Annotated in this window: 24 protein-coding genes; 12 read left to right on the top strand and 12 right to left on the bottom strand. The window is 70.6% G+C overall.

The genetic code is table 11. The features are described 5' to 3' along the window. A complete protein-coding gene (locus ACIBX3_RS38675) occupies positions 1-1,668 on the bottom strand; it encodes an FAD-dependent oxidoreductase (RefSeq protein ID WP_397125505.1) in 1,668 nt (555 codons plus the stop codon). 93 nt (positions 1,669-1,761) lie between these two features. Here ACIBX3_RS38675 and ACIBX3_RS38670 point away from each other — a divergent pair, with 93 nt between their 5' ends. From ACIBX3_RS38670 to ACIBX3_RS38655, 4 genes are all read left to right on the top strand, one after another. Continuing rightward, the gene (locus tag ACIBX3_RS38670; RefSeq protein WP_397125504.1) at positions 1,762-2,340 is read left to right on the top strand and encodes a helix-turn-helix domain-containing protein; all 579 of its coding nucleotides are present in this window, start codon (positions 1,762-1,764) and stop codon (positions 2,338-2,340) included. A gap of 95 nt (positions 2,341-2,435) precedes the next feature. Further along, a complete protein-coding gene (locus ACIBX3_RS38665) occupies positions 2,436-3,014 on the top strand; it encodes a hypothetical protein (RefSeq protein WP_397125503.1) in 579 nt (192 codons plus the stop codon). Positions 3,015-3,111: 97 nt separating this feature from the next. After that, on the top strand, positions 3,112-3,459 hold the full coding sequence (locus tag ACIBX3_RS38660) for a YciI family protein (RefSeq protein ID WP_397125502.1): 348 nt from the start codon (positions 3,112-3,114) through the stop codon (positions 3,457-3,459). Between the two features lie 50 nt (positions 3,460-3,509). Continuing rightward, positions 3,510-4,691: an RNA polymerase sigma factor gene (locus ACIBX3_RS38655; protein WP_397125501.1), complete on the top strand. Its 1,182-nt coding sequence runs from the start codon at positions 3,510-3,512 to the stop codon at positions 4,689-4,691. Between the two features lie 169 nt (positions 4,692-4,860). On the opposite strand, the gene ACIBX3_RS38650 is transcribed toward ACIBX3_RS38655, so the two are convergent. The 7 genes from ACIBX3_RS38650 to ACIBX3_RS38620 form a co-directional block, all read right to left on the bottom strand. Further along, positions 4,861-5,190, bottom strand: coding sequence for a hypothetical protein (locus ACIBX3_RS38650; protein WP_397125500.1), 330 nt, complete (start codon positions 5,188-5,190; stop codon positions 4,861-4,863). A gap of 109 nt (positions 5,191-5,299) precedes the next feature. Then, complete coding sequence (locus ACIBX3_RS38645) at positions 5,300-5,467, bottom strand: hypothetical protein (RefSeq protein ID WP_397125499.1); 168 nt, start codon at positions 5,465-5,467, stop codon at positions 5,300-5,302. A gap of 201 nt (positions 5,468-5,668) precedes the next feature. Further along, positions 5,669-5,794, bottom strand: coding sequence for a hypothetical protein (locus tag ACIBX3_RS38640; protein ID WP_397125498.1), 126 nt, complete (start codon positions 5,792-5,794; stop codon positions 5,669-5,671). 26 nt (positions 5,795-5,820) lie between these two features. After that, positions 5,821-5,919 carry a helix-turn-helix domain-containing protein gene (locus ACIBX3_RS38635; RefSeq protein WP_397125497.1) on the bottom strand — a complete coding sequence of 33 codons (99 nt, stop codon included), beginning with the start codon at positions 5,917-5,919 and terminating at the stop codon, positions 5,821-5,823. Positions 5,920-6,472: 553 nt separating this feature from the next. Further along, positions 6,473-8,887 carry a glycoside hydrolase family 2 TIM barrel-domain containing protein gene (locus ACIBX3_RS38630; RefSeq protein WP_397125496.1) on the bottom strand — a complete coding sequence of 805 codons (2,415 nt, stop codon included), beginning with the start codon at positions 8,885-8,887 and terminating at the stop codon, positions 6,473-6,475. A 66-nt stretch (positions 8,888-8,953) separates the two neighbouring features. After that, positions 8,954-9,217 carry a hypothetical protein gene (locus tag ACIBX3_RS38625; RefSeq protein WP_397125495.1) on the bottom strand — a complete coding sequence of 88 codons (264 nt, stop codon included), beginning with the start codon at positions 9,215-9,217 and terminating at the stop codon, positions 8,954-8,956. A gap of 43 nt (positions 9,218-9,260) precedes the next feature. Further along, entirely contained in the window at positions 9,261-10,247 is a 987-nt protein-coding gene (locus ACIBX3_RS38620; protein ID WP_397125494.1) for a LacI family DNA-binding transcriptional regulator, read from the bottom strand. Positions 10,248-10,520: 273 nt separating this feature from the next. On the opposite strand from ACIBX3_RS38620, the gene ACIBX3_RS38615 reads away from it, so the two are divergent. The 5 genes from ACIBX3_RS38615 to ACIBX3_RS38595 all read left to right on the top strand — a co-directional run bounded on the left by ACIBX3_RS38615 (position 10,521) and on the right by ACIBX3_RS38595 (position 17,016). Continuing rightward, positions 10,521-11,540: a family 1 glycosylhydrolase gene (locus ACIBX3_RS38615; protein WP_397125493.1), complete on the top strand. Its 1,020-nt coding sequence runs from the start codon at positions 10,521-10,523 to the stop codon at positions 11,538-11,540. Positions 11,541-11,583: 43 nt separating this feature from the next. After that, positions 11,584-13,770, top strand: a complete 2,187-nt coding sequence (locus tag ACIBX3_RS38610; protein WP_397125492.1) for a hypothetical protein — start codon at positions 11,584-11,586, stop codon at positions 13,768-13,770. A 254-nt stretch (positions 13,771-14,024) separates the two neighbouring features. Further along, a complete protein-coding gene (locus ACIBX3_RS38605; RefSeq protein ID WP_397125491.1) occupies positions 14,025-15,176 on the top strand; it encodes an ABC transporter substrate-binding protein in 1,152 nt (383 codons plus the stop codon). Next, positions 15,173-16,108 (top strand): carbohydrate ABC transporter permease, encoded by a 936-nt coding sequence (locus ACIBX3_RS38600; RefSeq protein ID WP_397125490.1) that lies wholly within the window; start codon positions 15,173-15,175, stop codon positions 16,106-16,108. Before ACIBX3_RS38605 ends, ACIBX3_RS38600 begins: the two co-directional genes overlap by 4 nt. Then, the gene (locus tag ACIBX3_RS38595) at positions 16,105-17,016 is read left to right on the top strand and encodes a carbohydrate ABC transporter permease (protein ID WP_397125489.1); all 912 of its coding nucleotides are present in this window, start codon (positions 16,105-16,107) and stop codon (positions 17,014-17,016) included. The genes ACIBX3_RS38600 and ACIBX3_RS38595 overlap by 4 nt, the downstream gene beginning before the upstream one ends. A gap of 336 nt (positions 17,017-17,352) precedes the next feature. Here ACIBX3_RS38595 and ACIBX3_RS38590 read toward each other — a convergent pair whose 3' ends face one another. Continuing rightward, positions 17,353-17,841, bottom strand: coding sequence for a VOC family protein (locus tag ACIBX3_RS38590; protein ID WP_397125488.1), 489 nt, complete (start codon positions 17,839-17,841; stop codon positions 17,353-17,355). Positions 17,842-18,082: 241 nt separating this feature from the next. Between ACIBX3_RS38590 and ACIBX3_RS38585 the strand changes: the two genes are divergently transcribed. After that, complete coding sequence (locus ACIBX3_RS38585) at positions 18,083-18,235, top strand: hypothetical protein (RefSeq protein ID WP_397125487.1); 153 nt, start codon at positions 18,083-18,085, stop codon at positions 18,233-18,235. Between the two features lie 107 nt (positions 18,236-18,342). Continuing rightward, entirely contained in the window at positions 18,343-19,359 is a 1,017-nt protein-coding gene (locus tag ACIBX3_RS38580; protein ID WP_397125486.1) for a TIGR04222 domain-containing membrane protein, read from the top strand. Positions 19,360-19,423: 64 nt separating this feature from the next. Here ACIBX3_RS38580 and ACIBX3_RS38575 read toward each other — a convergent pair whose 3' ends face one another. The 3 genes from ACIBX3_RS38575 to ACIBX3_RS38565 form a co-directional block, all read right to left on the bottom strand. Further along, positions 19,424-20,317, bottom strand: coding sequence for an ABC transporter permease (locus tag ACIBX3_RS38575; protein ID WP_397125485.1), 894 nt, complete (start codon positions 20,315-20,317; stop codon positions 19,424-19,426). Between the two features lie 187 nt (positions 20,318-20,504). After that, a complete protein-coding gene (locus ACIBX3_RS38570) occupies positions 20,505-21,398 on the bottom strand; it encodes a LysR family transcriptional regulator (RefSeq protein ID WP_397125484.1) in 894 nt (297 codons plus the stop codon). Between the two features lie 42 nt (positions 21,399-21,440). After that, positions 21,441-22,283 carry a hypothetical protein gene (locus ACIBX3_RS38565; protein ID WP_397125483.1) on the bottom strand — a complete coding sequence of 281 codons (843 nt, stop codon included), beginning with the start codon at positions 22,281-22,283 and terminating at the stop codon, positions 21,441-21,443. A 252-nt stretch (positions 22,284-22,535) separates the two neighbouring features. Between ACIBX3_RS38565 and ACIBX3_RS38560 the strand changes: the two genes are divergently transcribed. Continuing rightward, a complete protein-coding gene (locus ACIBX3_RS38560; protein WP_397125482.1) occupies positions 22,536-22,763 on the top strand; it encodes a hypothetical protein in 228 nt (75 codons plus the stop codon). Positions 22,764-23,006: the final 243 nt, after the last annotated feature.

The raw sequence follows: 23,006 nt of genomic DNA, 5'->3' as shown, positions 1-23,006 counted from the left end.
TCAGGGGAGTCTGCGGACCTTGAGTACGTTGTCCATGCGGGTGCCGGGGCGGCCGTCGGGGGCGCTCTGGGGACGTTCCACCTCCTCACTGCGCAGCACCTCCCACTCCCCCTCCGCGAGCTCCATCGCGTCGAGGACCTCCTGCGGCGTCGGGAAGTGCGCGTCGAAGGGAGGGTTCTCCTCCCAGGACGGCCAGCCCGCGTGCCCGGCGATCAGCAGCACCCCGCCGGGCGCGACGGCCGCGGCCGCGGCGCGCAGGATCTTCTCGCGCGGCAGGTCGACGGGAGAGTGCAGGTAGTGGGCGGAGACGAGGTCGTAGGAGCCTTCGGGGAAGGACGTCTCCAGGTCGTGCCGCTGCCAGTCGATGCGGTCGGCGGCCTCCGCCGCCTTGGCGTGTCCGGCGGCGCGGTCGAGCGCCACCTGGGAGATGTCGGTCGCGGTGACCCGCCAGCCGCGGCCGGCGAGCCAGACGGCGTCCGCCCCCTCGCCGCAGCCCAGGTCCAGCGCCCGCCCGGGCGGGAGGTCAGCGGCCTCCCTGACGAGGATGGCGTTGGGGTTGCCGCTCCAGACCTGCGCCTTGTCGGTGTAGAAGCCGTTCCAGAACTCCTCGGCGGAGGCCGGGACACCGCCGGCCCAGGGATGGTGCCCGTGCGGAGCCGGCGCGTCCTGCGACTCCGGCTCGCCGCCGGCCTTCCCGTGCCCGGCCGCGGCGCGGCGGGCGGTGACGGCGCGGCGGGTCTCTTCGGCGATCAGGTCGGCGTTGACGGCCGCCGCCGCCCGTACGCCTCCGGCCGCGGCGGCGATGACCTGGTCGGTGACGCTGGCCGCGTTCCCCGCCACCCACACCCCGGGCACGCTCGTGGCGCCCGTCGCATCGGCGGGGATGCGGGTGCCGATCACGTGCCCGGCCATCTCCTGTTCCTCGGTCTCCAGCCCCAGCCCCGCCAGCAGGTCCGCGCGGGCGGTCAGCCGGGTGGCGACGGCGAGGGCCCGGCAGGCCACCACCCGGCCGTCCGCCAGCCGCAGCCCGGCGAGCGCGTCTCCCGCCACGTCCAGCTCGGTCACCTCCCCTTCGACCACCGCGACGTCGCGGGCGGCGAGCTGCTCGCGCTGCTCCTCGCCGAGCTCGGGCCCGGTGTGCAGGAAGAGGGTCACGTCGTCGCTCCACTGGCGCCACAGCAGCGCCTGGTGCACGGCGAGCGGCCCGGTGGCCAGCACGCCGATGGCCTGATCGCGTACCTCCCAGCCGTGGCAGTACGGGCAGTGCAGCACATCGCGTCCCCACCGCTCGGCCAGCCCCGGCACGTCTGGCAGCTCGTCGACCAGGCCGGTGGTCAGCAGCAGCCGGTCCGCCACGACCGCGGACCCGTCCTCCAGCACCACCCGGAACCGCCCGGACTCGTCGCCGTCGAGGCGCTCGGCGACCACGACGGTGCCGGTCACGACCTCGCCGCCGTACCCGGCGACCTCCTCGCGGCCGGCGGCCAGCAGCTCCAGCGGCGGCATGCCCTCCCGCGTCAGGTACGTGTGCACGCCCCGGGCGGGGGCGTTGCGCGGCCGGCCCGCGTCGATCACCAGCACCTTGCGGCGCGCCCGGCCCAGCGTGAGCGCCCCGCTGAGCCCGGCGGCCCCGCCGCCCACGATCACCACGTCGTACTTCGCGTCCACAGCGCGACTCCTCTCGTATCCATCTGATGCGCCACTGTCCGCTGAGCGCCGCGCGTTTGACAAATATCGTTGCCGTAATGGCAAAGTAGCCGCATGGACCTCGAGGGGACGCTCCAGGCGGTGGGACCGCGGCTGCGGGCGCTGCGCCAGGGGCGCGGCGTGACGCTGGCGCAGTTGTCCAGCGGCACCGGCATCTCGGTCAGCACCCTGTCGCGCCTGGAGTCCGGGCAGCGCAAGCCGACCCTGGAACTGCTGCTCCTGCTGGCCCGCGCCCACCAGGTCCAGCTGGACGAGCTGATCGACGCGCCGGTGACCGGCGATCCGCGTGTGCACCTGCGTCCGGTCAAACGCCACGGGATGACGTACATCCCGCTGAGCCGCCGGCCCGGCGGGCTGCAGGCGTTCAAGCAGATCTACCCGCCGAACTGGCCGGGGTACGAGCCGGAGCTGCAGGTCCACGAGGGCTATGAGTGGCTCTACGTCCTGTCGGGGCGGCTGCGGCTGCTGCTCGGCGGCCACGACGTGGTGCTGGCGGCGGGAGAGGCGGCGGAGTTCGACACGCGTACGCCGCACGCCTTCGTCAACCCGGACGCCGAGCCGGCCGAGGTGCTCGCGCTGTTCGGGCCGCAGGGCGAGCGCATGCACGTCAGGGCCCGTCCTGCCGCCAAGTGAGCGCGCCGTCGCCGCCGAGCGCCTAAAGTCCCAGTGGGCGGAGGGGACCGGCGACTCCGCCCGGCATGATCACACCGGCGGCGAGGGGGTGCTCGATGAGGCGTGTGCTGTGGTGGGTGCGGAGATACTGGCCGGACGGCAATCCGCTGCGCCGGCGTTCCGATCGGCTGGAGGGCGCCGGGCTGGCGGTGGCGCTGCTGCTGGTGCTGGGCAGCGTGTGGCCGGCGGTGGCGGCCGGGCGGCAGGCGCACGACGCGGCGGTGCGCGCGGGCGACGGCGGGCGGATGCGGGTGTGGGCGACGTTGCTGGCCGACACGCCCGTCACGTCCCTGTCGTTCGGCGCGGTCGTCGCCGGGAAGACGACGGCGGCGTGGTGGACGATGCCCTCAGGCGAGCAGCGCACGGGTCAGGTGAGCGCTCCCGCACTGGCGAAGGCGGGCACGCAGGTGCCGATCTGGGTCGACGCCGGCGGGCGGCCGGCCCTGGCGCCGCCGGACCGCGAGGAGGTCCGGGTCACGGCCGTGGTCACGGGGATGATGGTCTGGACGGTGGCCGCCGCGCTGACGGCGGTGGCGTTCGCCGCCTTCCGGTGGCTGCTGGATCGCTCCCGGTACCGCGCCTGGGACGCCGCCTGGGCGGCGCGCACCCGGGAGCGGCGCCGCCCCCGCCCGTAGATCGTGCGAAAGTTTTCCCGGGAGCCTGTCGATTCCGGCCGTGGCCGCTTGTCGGTGCTGAAGAAGGGCCGCCGGAGCGGCCGGAAAGCGGAGGTTGATGGCGATGGCCCAGTACGCGGTGCTGCTGTACGAGCGTGTCCCCCCGGCGGACCTGCCCGAGGAGGTCAAGCGGGGACACCTGGAGATGCCGGCCAAGGCCGCCGGGCTGGGCGGGCGGATCATTTCCGGGATGGCCCTGGACGAGCCGGAGACGGCCACCGCGATCCGCGGCGACCTGGTGACGGACGGGCCGTTCATCGAGACGAAGGAGGTGCTGGCCGGCGTCTTCGTGATCGAGGCCCCCGACCTCGACCACGCGCTCGCCATCGCCAGGCTCACCCCGACCGTGCAGGGCGGCGTGGAGGTCCGGCCGCTCATCGGCTATGAGGTCCTGGAGGAGAGCTGACCGCGGTCGAGGACGCCGTCGCCGAGGCGCACCGCCGCGAGTGGGCGTTCGTGCTCGCCGCGGCGGTGCGCGTCACGCGTGACCTGGACGCGGCCGAGGAGGCGGTGCAGGACGCCTACGTGCGGGCGCTGCGCACGTGGCCGCGTGACGGGGTGCCGGCGCGGCCCGGCGCGTGGCTGACCACGGTCGCCCGGCGCAACGCGCTCACCGTGCTGCAGCGCCGCACCACGCTGGAGCGCAAGCTGCCGCTGCTGCTGGAGCCGGAGCCGGAGGAGGCACGAACGCCCGAGCCGGACGCCATCCCCGACGACCGCCTGCGGCTCATCTTCACCTGCTGCCATCCGGCACTCTCCCCCGAGGCGCGGATCGCGCTCACGCTGCGGCTGGTGTGCGGGGTGGCGACGCCGGACATCGCGCAGGCGTTCCTGGTGAGCGAGCCGACCATGGCCGCCCGGCTGACCCGGGCCAAGAAGAAGATCGCCGCCGCGCGGATTCCCTACCGGGTGCCGTCCGCCGAGGACCTGCCCGCGCGGGTGGACGCGGTGCTCACCGTCATCCACCTGCTCTACTCCACCGGCCACACCGCCCACTCGGGCCGGGACCTGGTACGCGACGAGCTGACGGACCGGGCGCTGGACCTGGCGCGCATGCTGTGCCTGCTGCTGCCCGCCGAGCGGGAGGCCGCCGGGCTCCTGGCGCTGCTGCTGGCGCACCACGCGCGGCGCGCCACCCGTACCGACGCGCACGGCCGTCTGCTGCGGCTGGAGGAGCAGGACCGCTCGGCGTGGGACCGCGACCTGATCGCCGAGGCGGACCGGCTGCTGGTGGCGTCGCTGCGGTCGGGGCCGCCCGGGCGGTTCACGCTGCAGGCGGCCATCGCCGCGCTGCACGCCCAGGCGCCCGGCTACACGAGCACGGACTGGCCGCAGATCCTCACGCTGTACGGCGAGTTGCTGCGGGTCTGGCCCTCGCCGGTGGTCGCGCTGAACCGGGCGGTCGCGCTGTGCATGGTGGAGGGACCGCAGGCGGCGCTGGCCGAGGTGGAATCCCTGGAACGCGACGGCCGCCTGGCCGGCTACCGCTACCTGCCCGCCACCAAGGCGGACCTGCTGCACCGCCTGGGCCGCGATGTGGAGGCGGTGGCGGCGTACCGGGCGGCGCTGGCGCTCAGCGAGAACGCGGCCGAGCAGGAGTTCCTCGCCGAGCGCCTGCGCGCCGTGGAGACGCCTTAGGGCGGCCGAGCCCCACCCCGCAGGCCGGCACGTCCATATCCGCCGCACTCCACCGGGCGGCGACCAAGCGGGCGGTCAGGTCCCGGGCCAGGCCCGGTCAGCCACCCGACCCGCTGCACCAGCAGGCTCCGAGCCAGGACCTCGCCGCTCCACGCTCGCGCGATGGGCGCTACAGGTCGCTGTCGCGGTGAACCTGCTCATTCATCCACCCGCCCCGTTCCGGGCGTGAGGGCTTGGCGGCGTTGCCGGGCAGCCCGTGCCGGCTCCAGGTCAAGTCCGCCAGGCTCCGGCCGCGTCTCTGACGACGTCGGTGAAGTCGCGGGCCTTCCTGCCGAGCGCCTGGCGTAACGCCGGAGATATGGGCGTCCAGGCCGCGCCTGATGGGGGCCAGGTAGCCGGCGTAGTCCTTGGCGTCGCCGGCCCGCTCCTCCTGCGCGACCAGCGCGGCCACGAGTTCGGCGGCCTCCAGCAGCGCCCCATAGATGCCCGCCTCGTGCATGATCTTGTCGCAACTTCGTCGAGCGGACCTGCCCGAGCGGCGGCGGCGTGCCCAAGAACCAGCGGGCCGCGCGCTGAATCCAGCCGGTGAAGCCCTTGCTCGGCCGGTCTCACCCCTTGGGGTCCAAGCCGACCGCGTGCATCGGGTTGTGCGCGCCGTACACTTCGGCCAGCCGGTCCGGGTCGCCCGCGTACCAGGCTCCCCACTCGTCATACAGCCGCATCTCGCGCTGGATGTGCGGCGGCGGCCACTCCTGGTCATGGTCCGGAAGCGGCATGATCTCTCGCCCTCACTCTTTCTCGAAGGGACGCAACATGGTGTGGCAGCAGGGCGAGCACACAGAGGCGGGGTGCGGCTGGAATGCCGAAGCGCCGTCGTCGGCGCCTCACCCTGCGGTCGCTCTGCACGGCGCGCTGTAATGCGGTCGCGGTGGAAGCGGATACCGAGGATTCCGGTGCTGCCTGCCGGGCTGGCCGGCTCACAGTGCCGCCTGGACCGAACAGGATGCGCGCGACCGCGCCCCCTGGTCGGTGGCCAGGCCCGGCGCCCATTCGGCAAGCTTCCAGTCGGCGGAGACCGGCTCGACGCCGGGCACGGTGAACACGACCTCCACCTGCTCCGTTCCGGCCGCTACCGGATGGACTCGCCCAATCGGTAGCGGCCGGCGACGAGCTGTGCAAGCTGGGCTCGTTCGGCGCCGACGATGCGGACGCGGGGCTTGATCTGCACGAGGGTCTCCTTGTCAGGTGACATCCGATGCCAGGTGACATCCAATCTGGCCATTGATCACGGCATGACCTCGCGTTGGACACCTGGATGGCATGCGGCCAGATACCGCGTCACCTGGCGCGAGTCATGCCGAACGTGGCGTGATACGGGGGCCTGAGGTTTGCTGTCGGCATGGAAGGTAGCGGCGGCGGTCCGACGTGGCGGTACAAGGTCGTGACAGGAAAGGGGTTGCCCTGGGAATTAGAGGCCCAGTGCAACGAACTCGGCAGCAAGGGGTGGGAGCTTGTGGGGATCACCCCACAGACGAGGCAGTACCGCACCGACAATCGCGGTGCGAGAGAGTTCGACTCCTGGTTCATGATCTTCAAGAAGGGGGTTGCTTTTAGAGACCCGGCTTGACCCGGACGCAGAGGGGTGACAGCTGGCTGCCACCGGAGTAAGGTCACGCGGCGGCCCGGCGGGCGGCCTCGCGGGCAGTCACAGGAAGTGATCTAAGACGCCGACGCTCGCGTTCACGACGCACGCCCGACGCCGGCACAGACCTGCTCTACCGTTACCGGTCCGGCTTTTCGACCGTGACCAGCACTTCGACCGGGTCGCAGTCTGAGGCGACGGCGGTCAGGCGGATGGTGCCGGGTCCGGTCGGCTTCACCACGGCGAGGGCGCGGCCCCGGTAGGTGTGGTGCTCGGTCGAGTCGAATCGTTCCTTGTTCGCCGGGTCGGCGCTGCCGAAGCCGATCAGCGTTCCGTCGCCGGTGACGTTCACCCGCACGGGCCGGTCGGCTGCGGGGTGCGGTGTCCCGGCCGAGTCGGTCAGGGTGAAGGCGATGTAGGCCAGGTCGCCGACATCGGCCGTGATGATCGGTCGTTCGGGTTCGGCGTGCAGCACGATGGGGCCGGTCGCGGTGCGCAGGACGTCGCGGCCGGATTCGACGCCGTCGCGGTAGGCGATCGTGAGCAGTTCGCCTGGTTCGTAGGTGGTCTCGAACTCGGCGCGGAACCTGTGGTGCTCGCCGACCGGTCTGCGTCCCAGGGAGCGACCGTTGACGAGGAGTTCGACCTCGTCCGCGTCACTGTAGACCTCGACGATGATCGGGGCGCTTTCGTGGCCGGGCCAGGTCCAGCCGGCGATGGTGTCGCTCCAGGCCCATCGGCTGCTGATGACGGTCTTGCCATGGTGTTGTGGCCGCTGGACAGCGAGGTAAGGCTGGTCGCGCAGGCCGAAGACGATCTCCCGGTAGTAGGAGACGGGAAGCCGGTGGCCGGTGATGTCGATGTCCCCGCAGTCGGCCAGCAGGTACGGATACGGCGCGGTGAACGTGGGGCGGGGGGTATCCGGTGTGACGTACTGTGGCCGGCCGATACCGACCTCGCCCAGGTAGTCCCAGCCGGTCCAGGTGAAATCGCCGATGACGTGGCTGTGCTGTTTGACCAGTCGCCAGTTGTTGTCGATGCGGGCCGGGAAGGTCTCGGTGCCCAGGATGATCCGGTTCGGGAACAGTGTGCGGTCGGTCGCGTAGCGAACCTCCGAATAGTTCATCCCGGCCACGTCGAGCACGCTGTAGGACTCGGCGGTGCGGGTGGTCACCAGGTCGGAGCCGGCGACGGCGTTCACGTCGAAGCCGCTGTCGGCCATCAGGGTGTTGATACCCGTGTCGTCGCCTTCTTGGACGCGCAGATCGGGCAGCAGGGCCAGGAGGTTGTTGATCCCGTTGGTGAGGAAGCGGGTGTCGTCCAGCGCACGGACCTTCCCGGCGAGTCTGCGGCCCCATATGGCCCCGGTGGCCGCGCCGGTTTCGGGAATCTCGTTGCCGAGGGAGTACAGGATGACACTGGGATGGTTGAAGTCCTTGGCCACCATCGCCTCGAGGTCGCGTTCCCACCATTCGGGGAAGTCGAGGCTGTAGTCGAAGGGGCTCTTGCTCCAAGTCCACGTGTCGAACGCCTCATCGACCACCAGCATGCCGAGACGGTCGCAGGCGTCGAGCATCGCGGTGCTCATGGGATGGTGCGCCATGCGGATCGCGTTGAACCCCGCGTTCTTGAGCAGCCGCACGCGGCGTTCCTCGGCTTGGGCGAACGTCGCGGCGCCCAGCGGGCCGTTGTCGTGGTGCACGCAGGCGCCGCGCAGCTTGACCGTCTCGCCGTTGATCCGCAGCCCGTGCTCAGGGTCCAGGCGCAAGGAGCGGATGCCGAAGGCGACCTCCATGGCGTCGATGTCCGTGATGGACACCGCGCACGTGTACAGTGCGGGCGAGTCCGCGCTCCACAGCGAGGGGTCGCGGACGTAGAGGCGCTGGCGGGCGATGGCCGGCTCGTGAGGTTGTATCGTGATCGGCGTTGTGTCGGACGCGACGACGGTTCCCGCGGCATCGCGGATCTCGGTCACCAGGTGGACGGTGCGCAGGTCGTTGGAGTCGTTCTCGATCGTGGTCGCGACCTCCACGACCGCGCGTTCGGTGTCGATGTCCGGGGTGGTGACGTGGACGCCGTCCGGGCTGATGCGGACGACCTCGCCGACGAGCAGCCAGATGTCGCGGTAGATGCCCGCGCCGGAGTACCAGCGCGAATCCTGGTGGCTCCGGCACTCCACGCGGACCTCGTTGTTCTCGCCGAACCGCAGGAACCGGTCGGCGTCGATGAGGAACCGCGAGTATCCGTACGGGCGTTGCCCGGCGTAGTTGCCGTTGATGAACACGGTGGCGTCCCGGTAGACGCCCTCGAACTGCAGCATGATCCGCTTACCTCGGCGCTCCCCCGGTACCAGGAACGTCTTGCGGTACTCGTAGGTCCCGCCGGGGAAGTAAGCGGTCGCGGCGCCGTCCGTGGTGGCGTCGCGGTCGCGGGTGAGCATCGCGTCGTGCGGCACGATCACCGGCTCGAACGGGACCGCGGTGCCGGCCAGTTCGGCGAACGGATTGACCTTCGGGCGGAACTGCCAGTTGTCGTTGAACGATGTGCGGATCACGTCACTCCTCGGGATGAGAGTTCCTGAAGATCAGAGGTGTACGGCCTGCCGGTCCTGTCGATCTCGTCACGGGGACTGGACGTGCGCGCGGCCGAAGGCCCGGATCTTGGCGAACATGTCCTCCAGCGGGAAGCGCACTTCGGCCTCCTCGCAGACCCGGATCGGCTGAGTGGAGCCGGGCAGGTAGGAGCCGTCCACGCCGATGCGGGGAGCAGGCTGCGCGCGAAGGTTGCCACGTTCGGGACAGAGCATCAGCGCGATGGCCGGCGAGTCGCCCGGCGAGCGCGACTCGATCGGCCAGGGGTGGCAGGGGGTGTTGACCTTGTGCAACTGCTCACTTCGACAGTGTTCGCATTCCGGTAGAGGCGGGACGTCAGCGGGGAGAGGCGGTGGAGCGCCGGACGACCAGGCTCGGAACGACCGAGAATTGCACCGGTGATGTGCGGCCTTCGATGCGCTCGAGCAGCAGCCGCCCGGCCATCCGGCCCATGACGACTCCGTCCTGGTTGACGGTGGTCAGCGCGATGTTGGGGTGGGCGGCCAGCCTGGTGTTGTCGTAGCCGGCCACGGAGACGTCGTCCGGGACGGACAGGCCCGCCTCGTGCAGCGCGGCCAGCACGCCGAGCGCCGCCTCGTCGGAACCGGCGAAGATCGCGGTGGGGCGCGGATCGCGGCTCAGCAGTTCGCGGGCGCCGTCATAGCCGCCTTCCTCCGAGTACGAGGTAACGGCGACGGCGATCTCGTCGGCGAGCCCGTGGTCCCGCATCACCCGCTCGTAGGTCTCGGCTCTGATGCGCGGCATCTGGTCGGCCACCCGTCCGTGCTCCCGCTGGAAGGTGATGTGCCCGATGCGACGGTGGCCGAGCGCGATCAGGTGCTCCATGACGAGCTCGGAGCCGACCCTGTCGTCGTCGACGATCAAGTCGTACGCCGGCGACCTGTCGTGGCGGCCCAGCACCACGGTGGGGAATTCGCGCGCCACCTGCTCAAGCTGGGTGCGCCCGACCAATGGAGCGATCAGGAGGATGCCGTCCACCTGCCGGTCTATCAAGGCGTCCAGGGCACGTTTCTCGGTCTTGTCGAGGGTGCCTCCCTGGATCATGATCGCTTGGTAGTCGGACTCGGCGAGCTGATCCACCAGCCCGGTCATGATCTCGGCGTAGAACGGGATCCCGATGTGCCGCATGAGCACGCCGATGGTGAACGCCCGCCCGCGCAGCGCCCGCGCGGCGGCCTGGGGACGATAGCCGAGCTCGTCGATGGCCCGCTTGACGCGCTCTCGCATGGCGTCGCTGACCCCGTAGTCGTTCCGGATGACCTTGGAGACCGCCGCCTTGGAGACCCCGGCGTGTTTCGCCACGTCGGAAATGGTTACTCTTCGTCGTCGCTCCGGCGCGACCATGGGCATCCCCTTCTCCAGCCGAGTCCTGCCGATCGTACGACGCAGAGATTGTCGCAGATGTAGACCGGTTTATGAACACTAGCGGATGACGCAGATCATGCCCATGTCACCCGCTAGATACGTCGTAGACCGGTACACGTTTTCCCTTGACCTTCGCGCGACGTAACGGCTACGTTAACTCGCACTCGGGGCCCGTCCCGGCCCCGCAGGCGATCCAGGTCGCCCCGGAACATGATCGAGAGACGAATGCGCACCTTCCCCGACGGCTTTCTCTGGGGTGCGGCGACCGCACCGCACCAGGTCGAGGGCAACAACGTCAACAGCGACTTCTGGGCGCAGGAGGAGCGCATGCCAGGAGCGGATCGCAGCGGCGACGCCCTCGACAGCTACCACCGATACGCCGAGGACATCCGGCTCGTCGCGGAGTCGGGCCTGAACACCTACCGCTTCGGCATCGAGTGGGCGCGCATCGAGCCGGCCCCGGGCAGGGTGTCCCGCGCGGCGCTCGCGCACTACCGGCGCATGATCGACGCATGTCTCGCCGCGGGCGTCACCCCGTTCGTCACGATCCACCACTTCACCTCGCCGAGATGGTTCAGCGAGGAGGGCGGCTGGCGCGGAGAACGGGCCGTGGACCGCTTCCGCGCCTACGCCGAGACGGCCACCTCGATCCTCGACGGCGTCGAGTGGGTCTGCACCATCAACGAGCCCAACATGCTCGCGATCATGGTGCGCGAGGCGGAGGCGACGCTCGACCCCGGCTCGGGCCTGGAGTGGCTGAGCCCCACGCTGGAAGCGGACACGCCCCGGCCGGTGAAGCCGGCGCCGCCGGTGGAGATCGGGCGCCGTCTCGTCGAGGCGCATCACGCGGCCCGGGACGTGCTGCGCGAGGGCACGGACGCCCGGGTGGGATGGTCGGTCGCGAGCCGCGCGTTCGAAACCCGCCCTGGCGCGGAGGAGGTGCGCCGGCGGCTCGAGTACGTCTGGGAGGACGTCTACCTGGAGGCGGCGCGGGGCGACGACTCCCGGCGCATCGCCTACACCACCGGCGCGCTCGACGCGCTGTCCCAGGCGCTAGGAGCGGGCGTGGACGTGCAGGGCTACATCCATTGGAGCCTGCTCGACAACTACGAGTGGGGGCACTGGGACCCGACGTTCGGCCTCGTCGCCGTTGACCGGGAGACGTTCGAGCGCCGGCCCAAACCGAGCCTCGCGTGGCTGGGCGGCGTCGCCAAGGCCAACGCGCTCTGAGAGACCTCAGCAGCTGAAACTCAAGATTCAAGGAAAGGCGAGGATGTCCGAGGCAATCGACCGGCGCCGGCTCGTGCGACGGCACAACCCCGTGCTGACGTCCGCGCACCCCGCCGGCGTCCTCACGGTCGGCAACGGTGACATCGCGCTCACGGTCGACATCTCCGGACTGCAGACGTTCCCGTCCTTCCACGAGCTGGTCCCCGACCCGCGCCGCGTCGCTCACGACGGGCTGTCCGGCCTGCCCGAGCAGCGCCCGCGCGTCTTCGACGCCGACGACTTCCAGATCCCCCTGCGCACACAGTCGACCTGGGGCTGGTACGAGATACGCACCGACCGGGAGCTCCGGCTCGAGGACACGACCACCCTGTACGAGACGTCCCGCGGCACGGTGCCCTACCTCGACCGCATGGGCCTGCAACGGGCCGGCGACCCCATCGCCGAGGAGTTCGTCGCGGGCGCGTGGTACCACTTCAACCCCCGCCGCGCCCACCTCGGCCGCCTCGCCCTGGTCCGCCCCGACGGGACGGGGCTCGACGACCCGGCCGCGTTGACGAACGTCCGCACCGAGCTCGACCTGTGGACGGCGACGATCCACGCCGCCTACGTCCTCGACGGCGAGCGCGTCCACGTCACCACCGTCGCCGACCCGCACGATCACCGCTTCGCCGTGCGCATCGAGTCCGGCCTGCTGCCGCGCGGGTGGGGCGTCGCCTGGGTGTTCGACGATCAGCCGGACGACCTGGCCGCCTTCGAACTGCCGCTCGCGCAGGAGACGGTCTGGGACGAGTGGACGGAGCGCCACTGGCAGGCGCGGCGCACGGTGGAGGCGCTGACCTACGGCGTAGGCGTCCGCACCACCGGCAGCCTGCGTGAAGGGGCCGACTCGGTCGTCGCGCACACGGGCGCCACCGTTCTCGAGGTCGTGGTGACCCTGACACCTGATCAGGACCGGCCGCCGCACCAAGACGACTTCTCCGCCGTCAGCGCGTCCGCGCGGACCTGGTGGGCCGAGCACTGGAGCACCGGTGCCGCGATCAGCCTCGCCGGCAGCACGGACACGCGCGCCGCAGAACTCGAACGCCGCGTCGTTCTCTCGCAGTACCTCATGGCCGTCAACAGCGCCGGGGTCACGCCTCCCGCGGAGTCCGGTCTGACGTACAACACCTGGTCGGGCAAGTTCCACCTCGAGATGCACTGGTGGCACGCGGCGCATTTCCCGATGTGGGGTCGGGGGCACCTGCTCGAGCGCAGCATGCGGTGGTATCACGGCGCCCTGGAGGCCGCGAAGGCGACCGCCCGCCGGCAGGGGTATCTCGGAGCCCGCTGGCCGAAGCAGACCGACCCGTCCGCGCGCGAGTCGCCGAGCCACATCGGCGTCTTCCTCCTGTGGCAGCAGCCGCACGTGATCTACCTGCTGGAGCTGCTGCGCGGCGAGGGGCGCGAGGAGTCGTTCCTGCGGGAGCACTACCCGCTCGTCGAGGCGACCGCCGACTTCATGGCCGACTTCGCCGAGGAACGCGACGGGGCCTTCCGGCTGCCGCCTCCGCTCATCCCCGCGCAGGAGAGCTACCTCCTCGACCGGGCGACGAACGCCGATCCGACCTTCGAGCTGGCGTACTGGTCGTGGGCGCTCGGCGTGGCGAACGAATGGAGAACCCGCCTCGGTCTCGAACCGAACGAGCAGTGGGACCGGGTGGCGCGGAACATGCGCAGGCCCGCTTTGCTGCCCGACGGCACGTACGCCGCCATCGCGACGTCCCCGTGGCTCATCCGCAAGGATCACCCGTCCATGCTCATGGCGCTGGGGTGGCTGCCGGACACCGACCTCGTGGACCCGGCCACGATGTCGGCGACGCTCGATGCCGTATGGCAGCACTGGGACCTGCAGTCCAGCTGGGGCTGGGACTACCCCGTCATGGCGATGACCGCGGCCCGCCTCGGCGACGTCGGCCGAGCGATCGACGCCCTCCTGCTTCCCTCACCCAAGAACGTGTTCCTCCCCAACGGACACAATCCGCAAATGCCGGGATTCCTCACGATCTATCTCCCGGCGAACGGAGGGCTGCTGGCTGCGATGGCGCACCTCGCCACAGCAGTGAACCAGGGGGCAGAGCTTCCCGGCGGCTGGATTCTCACGTCAGAAGGACTGGGCGCGCTTCCCCGCCCCAGCGTCCTGAGCGGATCTTCATGGACACGGAAGGAGAACGGTCGGCCGGCAGCCGGCTGACAGGGCCAGAACCACTTCATCGGCATTACACGGCGTCCACCGGAAATGCCGGGGCGGGCATCAAGAATGGCCGCCTCCCCCATCCAAGGCTTCCAGAGGCGAGGACCATGGGTACGACATTCACAGCACGCGGCGCCCGCCGCCGCACCATCATCGCGACCGCGGGATCATTGGCAATCGCAGGGGCGCTTGCCCTGGCAGGCTGTTCGTCATCCGGCCAATCCACCAACACCGGGGACGCCGGACTGACCTTCATGAACCAGTCGCGCGGGCAAGAGGCCGCACTCACCCAGCTCGCGCAGCAGTACACCAAGAAGACCGGCGTCAAGATCACCATTGACACGCCCGGACCGGTCGACTACCTGCCCAAGCTCCAGGCGAAGGCGCAGTCGCGGTCCATGCCCGACGTCTATTCGTCCTTCGACGCGTCCCAGATGGCGCCGTTCTACAAGGCCGGCTGGGCGATGGACCTTTCTGCCGAGTTGAACGCCGGCTGGAGCAAGAACTTCAGCCCCGCCGTACTCAAGATGTCGACGTTCCAGGAAGGCAACAACCTCGGGGTCAAGCCCGGCATCTACTCGGTGCACTGGGAGACGCAGACGTACGGCTTCCTCATCAACCCGGCGCTGACCGGAATGTCGGCGGAAAAGCCGCCCGCGACGACGACCGAGTTCATCGACACGCTCGCCGCGAAGAAAGCGAAATTCTCCATCGCGGCATCGCAGACGCCGAACGTCGTCCAGGGCCTCGCCTCGAACTGGCTGACGGACGCCGAGATCGAAGCGACCCTCAACGGGAAGGCGAGCTGGAAACAGGACGGCTGGCGCAACGCCTTCCAATTCCTGGTCGACCTGAAAAAGGCCGGCGTCCTCGCCGACGACTCCATCCCCGGTGGCCAGGACGACCACCCGAACGTGGAGTCGTCCTTCTTCACCAAGTCGATGGGCGCCATCTTCGACGCCGCCCCCGGCATCGCGGTCGGCCTCAGGACGAACCCGGAATTCGAGGACTACTTCTCCAGCGGGCTGCCCAAGGCTCCCGGAAGCGTCCACGACCCACGCTCGCCGGGCATCCCCGGGAAGGGCGCGGTGATCAACCCGAGGGGCGACCATCCCAAGGAGGCGCTCGCGTTCGTCAAGTGGCTGACCGAGCCCGAGCAGCAGGCGGTGTTCGCCAAGACCGCTCGCATCCTGCCCAGCAATCCGGAACTCCTCGCCGGCGCGGACATCCCCGACCAGCTCGCGGGCTTCGCCGCCGGTGTGAAGACCATGCAGGTCATGTCGACGACCTTCACGCCTGACGTGATCACCGCGATCAGAGCGGAGTCCCAGCGCCTGGTGCTGGGCGAGACGACGGTGGACGAAGCACTCACCACCATCCAGGCGGCGCAGGACCGTACGTCATGACGACGCAGCACCTCGCGATTCCCGCACGGCGCCCCTCTCGGGCGCCGCGCGGGAGGCGCGCTCTCCGGCGCAACCTGATCGGCTGGCTGTTCCTGGCGCCGGCCGTCGCGCTCGTCGGGATCTTCACGATCACGCCGTTCGCGCAGGCCATCCTGCTGAGCTTCCAGTCCTGGGACGGCGTCAGCCCCGACACCCCATGGGTGGGGCTGGACAACTACGGCTTCGTCGCCTCCGACCCGATCTTCTGGGCGTCCATGCGCAACGTCCTGTTCTTCGGCGTCGTCGGTTTCGTCGCCGGCAACGGAGTCGCCCTGGGCATGGCGCTGGCCGTCAACAACATCACCCGCGGCAAGACCTTCTTCCGCACCGTCTTCTACCTGCCGGGCGTGTTGTCGGTCGTCGTCGTCGGCCTGCTGTTCTCCTTCATCCTGGCCCCCGGATCCGGCATACTCAACCGGCTGCTCGACCTGGCCGGTCTGAGCACGCTCCAGCAGAACTGGCTGGGCGACCCGGCCGTCGCGCTGCCCACCGTGGCGGCGGTGTTCATCTGGTTCCACTGGGGATTCGGCTTCCTGCTCTTCCTCGCGGGCCTGCAAGACGTGCCGAAGGAGCTCTACGAGGCCGCCGAGCTCGACGGCGCGAACCGCTGGTCGAAGTTCCGCTACGTCACCTGGCCGCAACTGGCCCCGGTCACCTCGATCGTCAGCCTGCTCACGCTGCTCGCCGCACTCCAGATCTTCGGGACCGTCCAGGTGCTGACCAACGGCGGGCCAGGTCACCACACGATGGTGCCGACCCTCGCGATCTACAACGAGGCGTTCGTCAACTGGCGGTACGGCAGTGCCGCGGCCATGTCGGTCATCTTCGGCGGCGCACTCGTTCTGCTGTCCGTGATCCAGCTCGCGATCACCAGGCGGAGGTCCCGCGCATGAGCAGTCGGATGAGGGGAGAGGCCGGCGCGATGTCCGTCACATCAGTACCGACCAGCACGACCGAAGGCGGGACTCGTCCACCTCGACGAGGAGTACGCCTCGACAAGATCGGCCTGTACGGACTGCTGAGCGTCGCCGCGCTGACCGCGCTGTTCCCCCTGCTGTGGATGCTGTCCGGGTCCCTGCAGAGCCTCACGGAGCTGCTCTCGAACAAGAGCTTCCTGCCCGCCAACCCGCAGTGGCACAACTACGTGACCGCATGGGTCCAGGGCGAACTCGGCATCTACCTGCGCAACAGCGTGCTCTACACGGGATCCGCCGTCATCGGCATCCTGCTGGTGTCCAGCCTCGCCGGATACGCCCTCGCGCGACTCGACTTCGCGGGCAAGGGCGCGTTCACGTTCGTCATCCTCGCCGTGATGATCATCCCGGCGCCCGCCATGTTCCTCGCCCAGTACAAGCTGCTCATCTCACTGAACCTGACGAACAACCCCGTCGGCTACGTGCTGATCCTCATCACCTCGGGCATCCCGATGTCGACGCTCATCATGCGCAGCTTCTTCGTCAGCCAGCCCCGCGCCCTGGAAGAGGCGGCCGCGCTGGACGGCGCCGGCCCGCTGCGCATCTTCTGGAACGTGATCCTCCCGCTGGCCCGGCCCGGCCTCGCCGCCGTGGCGGTCATCCAGGGGCTGGGCGCGTGGAACGAGTACCTCATGGCGCTCGTCCTGTTCGAGGACAACTCCCTCATGCCCGTCCAGCGCGGCCTGACCGCCTTCACCTCCGCCGAGACGCCACAGCAGCAGATCCTCCTGGCCGCCACGACCATCTCGATCGTGCCGGTCGTGATCTTCTACCTGATGGCGCAGCGGCACATCGTGAAGGGCATCGGCGCGGGCGCGATCAAGTAAGCAGGGCCGCCGACACCGCGGATGCGCACTTGCGCGGTCGGCTCGGGGCGCGGTGCCGGTGTTGTCCCCGAGCTCCCGGCCCCGTTTCGGCTGGCATGGATGGGCTGGCCGGGCGAGGGGCGCCATGTCGCAGAGCTTCGTCCCGAACCCGGGCACCCGCCAGGACATGATCGGCGTGATCCGTTCGGCGTTGCAAGCCGGGGTGACCTTCTTCGACGGTCGCCGGGCAAGGCCGACGGAGCGCGCCGGCGCAGGTCCCCGGCCGTCATGGGCAGCCCGGCCGTGCCGGCGACCACGTCGGCCGAGTCCGGTGCGGGGGCGAGGGGGCGTGACGGGTCAGGAGTCCGGGTGCCGGTCCTGGTCGGTGGCGAAGCCGTCCATGGACTCGCGTTCGGCCAGGCTGCGCAGCTCCTGGAAGACGGTGATGTGGAGGCCGGCGGGGGCGTCGAGGCGGGCGTTCAGCGACTCCCAGGGCGTGACCGTGGGCGGGGCGACCTCGGTCGCGCCCGCCGCGACCAGGCGCCCGGTCGTCCCTCGGGCATCGTCCACCTCGAACGCGACCCGGATCTTGGGCGCCACCTGCCGCCCGACCTCGACCTCGTCGATCATCTTCTTCTGCGCCGGATTGGCGATCTCCAGCGTGGCCCGCCCGGCGTCCAGGATCGTTACCCTGGCCCCGTCCCCGCTCGAGAACGCGGCCTGCTCGGGAAGCCCCAGGACGTCGCGGTAGAAGGCCAGCGCGGCGTCGTAGTCCTCGGCCTCCACCACCAGGCGGAGCTGGCGGACCGGGCGGTCACCCTGCGGATCGGCGGCGTGTGTGCTCATGGATCTCCTCTGCGAAGTCGGCGTCGAAGCCCGGGTCCGGGCCGGACGGCCGTCCGGCCGGTCCCTTGCAGCAACCTGATCATCCCGCCCTTTCATCCCCAACCATCCTGGCGAAACCCCGCTCCGGCCGCCGCTTCGTCACCGCCTGCGCCTCACTGGAAAGGGCGGCCTGCGTGTGGGACACGGCCATCGGCAAGGCCGTCACCCGCGTCAAGCCGGCTTCCAGCCCTTATTGGGTCCCGTGATCGGCTGGTACGACGAGCGCCACCTGCTCGCCCCCACCAGCGACGGATTCGGCATCGTGGACCTCAAGGGAAAGGTCGTCGAGACCCTCATCAAGGTCAGTAAGAAAAACCATTTCAACCCCCATTTCGAGGCGCGCGACCGCCACTGAGCCCCCTTTTGCTCGTTTTGCCAACTTTCCCGGGAACCGCCGCTCCCACCGCAAACGTCATTTGACCAAACGGGGTATCCGGCAATTCGTCTGTCAGGGGGACGCTCATGAGCGAGGTCTTCTACGGGATCGCGATCGCGCTGTTCGCGCTCGTCGCGTACACCGCGATCAGGACCCGGCTGGCACTGGTCATCGCCCGCTCCGCCACTGCTTCGGCCACCGGCCACTCGCTCGACCTCTACGAGGCGGCGTATCTGGCGGGTGGGCCGCGGCGGGTCGTCAACACCGCGCTGGTGTCGCTGGTGTCGCAGGGCGGGGTACGGGTGTCGAGCGAGGGGATCGTCACGCCGGTGCAGGGGTTCCGGCCGCGCCGGGGGACGCCGGTCGAGCGGGCGGTGTTCAAGCACGTCTCGGCGGCTCCGGGCGGGAGCACGACGGCACAGGTGCGGCACCAAACGGTCGACGACAACGCGATGCGGCGGCTGACCACGCCGCTGTGGAGGCAGGGGTTCCTGATGTCGCCGGCCGACCGGAGGCTGGCGCGGCGGCGTGCGAACCGGCTGATGGTCTTCGCCGTGCTCGCGGCGATCACGGCTGCGGCGAGCGTGTTCCCGCTGGGGTCGATCGGCTCGGCCCTGATCGCGGCCGCCGCGGCGGTCGTGGGCGTGGTCTGCTTCTTCTGGCTGCGTCGTGCCATGGCCGACCCGGTGACGAAGACGGGCAAGGCCGCGCTGGAGCGGGCGGACGTGGAGAACCTGGCGGACGGGGCGTGGTCGAGCTCCGACGACATCAAGGTGGTGGCCCTGCACGGGCTCACCAAGCTGCCGGACCGGCAGCTGGCCGACACGCTCGGGCGCGACACCCGGGTGAGGTCCGGCGGCGGCACCACCACCACGTGCTGCGCCCCCGGCCACTGCGGATCGTACGGCCCCGTGTACGTCCCCGTGTACGACAGCGGCTCGTACAGCGGCGGCTCGTCCGAGGGCGGATTCTTCGGCGGCTTCAACTTCGGCGGCGGCTACGGCGGCGGTGACTTCGGCGGAGGCGGCAGCGGCAGCGGCGGAGACGGAGGCGGGGGCGGCGGCGGATGCGGGGGCGGGGGCTGCGGGGGCGGCGGCTCCTGACGGTCCGCCCCCGGCCAGGACCACTCCCGGCCGGGGGCGGGCCCAGCCCCCGGCCGGGAGGCCGTCAGCCCCGCCCGTACCTGTCCTCGGCCCGCCAGAAGTACCAGAAGCCGAGGACGAGCGTGGCCACCGCCCAGCCCAGGCAGGACACCCACACCAGCTGCGGCGGCGTGTGCTTTTCGAGGAGGATGTCGCGCATCCACTCGATGTAGGAGGCGGCCGGGTTCAGGTACATGGCGGTGGCCACCCACTCGGGCAGTCCGGCGCTGTTGACCACCTTGTCGTGGATGGCGAAGAAGACGCCGGAGGCGTACAGCCAGGTCCGCATGATGAACGGCAGCAGCTGGTTGAGGTCACGCAGCGACGCTCCGAGCCTGGCCAGGATCAGGCCCGCCCCGACGTTGAAGAGGGTCTGCAGCACCAGCACCACGGGGATCATGAGCCAGAACCAGGTGGGCGGCTCTCCCGTGATCACCACGATGACGAGCAGCACGCCCATGGAGATGACCAGCTGGTGCAGCTCCTGGATCGTGTAGGCGAGCGGAAGCGAGGCACGGGGGAAGTGCAGCGCCCGGATCAGCGACAGGTTGCCGGAGATCGACTTGGCGCCCGCGGTGACGGTCCGCTGCGTGAACGTGAACACGAACATGCCCGTCAGGAGGAAGGCCGGGTAGTTGTCGATGTTCTTGCTGCCGCCCAGGATGAGGCCGAACATCACGTAGTAGATGGCCGCGTTCAGCAGCGGGGTGATGATCTGCCACAGCTGGCCCAGGGCCGAGCCGGAGTATTTCGAGACGTTGCGCGAGGTGGCGTACGTCAGGACGAAGTGCCGCCGCTCCCACAGCTGGCGCAGGTAGACGGGGAATCGCGGGCGCGCGATGGCGGGGCGGAGCCCGTGCCTCCTGGCGAGCTCGGCCAGCGACCCGGTTTCCGGGGAAGCGTTTTCCAGTTGACTCATGAGCACCTCGATGCTTGCGGCCACCGCGCGCTCGGCGACCAGTGGGTCGTCAGCATTCCGATCATCCTTGTCGCCGGGGGCGTCAGTCCAGATTTCAACGGGGTCGTAGCGTCTCGTCGCGGGTGCGGCGGGCGTGCTCGGCGGGCTGCCCATGATCGCCCCCCATGGGTGAATCGCCGTTCGTCAACTATCGGCCGAGGTCGGGCAGATGGCGGCGGGCGTGGCGGAGGAACGCCCGGGCGGCCGGGCTCTTCGGCGCGTCCGACCGCCAGACCAGGCCCATCCTGGCGCGGGTGCTCGGCTCGGTCAGGGCCAGCACGTGCAGCTCGGCCCTGGCCGCGGCGACCGCCGACTCGGGCAGGATCGCCATGCCGAGCCCGCGCGCGGCCAGCTCACCCAGCACGAGCGGCTCGCTCGCCTCGAACGACACGTGAGGCGCGAACCCGGCCTGCGCGCACACGTTCTCCAGCGCGGTCCGCAGCCCGGTGCCCATGGGCAGACTGATCAGCGGCAGCCCGGCCAGCTCGGCCACGGTGATCGACTCCTTCGCCGCCAGCTCGTGATCGCGCCGTACGGCCGCCACCAGCGCCTGGTCGACGACGACCTGCGCCTCCGCCCCGGGAGGAAGCGGGCCGCCGAGCCCGAGCAGGCCGAGGTCGAGCCGGCCGCTCTGGAGGTCGTCCATCAGGGCCACCGGCCCGGTCTCCACGAGCGAGATCTCCACGGACGGGTGGAGCTCGTGGAAGGAGGCGAGCATGTCGGCCAGCCTGAGCACCGAGGGCGCGGTGACGCCGCCCATGACGACGTGGCCGCGCAGCAGCCCGGTGAACTCGTCCACGACCTGCCGCATCCCTGCTGCCGCCGCGAGCGCGGCCCGCGCGTACGGCAGCACGGCCCCGCCCACCTCGGTCAGCCGCACGGTCCGTCCCGTCCGGTCGAACAGAGGCTCGCCGAGCTCGCGTTCGAGCTGGCGGATCTGCGCGCTCACGCCGGGCTGGGCGACGTGCAGCCGGGCGGCGGCCCGGGTGAAGCCGGCCTCCTCGGCGACGGCTACCAGGTATTCGAGCTGCCGCAGTTCCATAACGGGTCATGCTAACAACCGGCCCTCCCATGCCCGCCGCTTCTAGGGAGCGACGGTCACGCCCGTGACCGCGAAGCGTTCGACGGTGGCGACGTGGCCGCCGGTGGAGGCCACGATGGTCAGCGTACGGCCCGGCGCCGGCGTGAAGGAGACCTTGACCGACCAGCGGGAGTTCTGGCCGCCGGCGGACAGGCAGCACTTCTCGCCCAGCACGGCGTCCGGGTGGCGGACCTGGATCCTGATGCTCTCGTCCACGCCGGTGATGCGCCCGCCGGCGGTCAGCGGGGAGCCGACCGCGGCACCGTACTTGGGGGTGGTGAGCGTGAGCGAGGTGTCGTCGGTGCCGACCACCTCCCACGGCGCGTCGGCCCCCGAGCCGTACCTGACCAGGTGCACGACGGCCGCGACCATCGGGCGCGGCCCCTCCTCGGCGCGCAGCCCGACGTGCACCCGCGCGTGCCGGCCGTCGCGCACGGTCTTGACGGCCTGGTCGATCTCGGTGAAGCCGAGGAAGTCGCGGGTGAAGGCGAGCGCGGTGCGGGCCGGATCGAGGCGCCAGGCCTCGCGGCCGTCCTCGCGGTGGGCGCGCTGCCATTCCGCGGCCTCCGCCTGGGTGGAGAACGGCCACAGCGGCTGGTAACGGCCGGCGACCAGCCGCTCCTCGGAGCCGGGGGTCCGCGTCGCGCTCGGGGGGATCGCGCTCGGGGTGGGAGCGGGCGACGGAGTGGCCGGCGGCGTCGGCCGCGTGGGCGATGGAGTGGCCGGCGGAGGCGAGGGGGTCGCGGTGACCGTCACCGCCGGCGGCTCGCCGGTGCCGCAGCCCGCGAGGGCCAGCCCGAGCGCGATCAGCAGCGGCGGCAGTACGCGCTCGGTGCGTGATGTCATTCGGCGCCTCCTGGGGTGAGGATCCCGGCCTGCTGAGGTATGTCGTACCCCCGGACGGCGGCCGGGGATCATGGCCGACGAAGATCCCGGCCCGGCATCGCACCGCTGGGACGGCCGCGCCCGGACTTCACGGGGGCGCCTGGCGGTCCCCTCCGCCCAGGATCTGGCCGTCCTGGGCGATCACGACGTGTGGTTGTTCGGCGAGGAGACCTGGCACTACACGGCCTCCGGCTGGGCAACACCCAAGCCGCGATGGTCGTCTTCAGCGCCGCCGTCCGATCCGCCACGGACATCCGGGTGCTCGGCTGGGACCGCCGCGACAGCAACATCCCCCTGGTCGGCCACTACGACGGCAGGGTATGGAGCATCGTCCCGCCCGGCGACGCCCTGCCGCCCGGTCGTTCGCTCCACTACTCGCCGAACGGGGTGACGGCGGACGCCTCCGGGCTCTGGATCACCGCGGACGCCTCCGGGCTCTAGATCACCGCGAACGTCTCCGGCGAACACCGCGCGGACGACCAAGCCCCTCCTGGTCAGGCGTACGGGAGACCGCTGGCGTACCGAACGGGTGACCGCGGTCACCGGACCCTGGCGGGAGACGTTCGCCCCCATCCCCGACGGGCGGGGCGGCCACTGGTTCCTCGGTTCCAGGCCCGTCGCACCGGCACTCTTATCGGTCCTGATCCCCGGCGAGAGCTGCGGCTATTTCACCTACGGTCCCGC

It is taken from the genome of Nonomuraea sp. NPDC049480 (assembly GCF_044465905.1).
Taxonomy (GTDB): domain Bacteria; phylum Actinomycetota; class Actinomycetes; order Streptosporangiales; family Streptosporangiaceae; genus Nonomuraea.
This window is presented reverse-complemented; position numbering and strand designations above follow the sequence as displayed.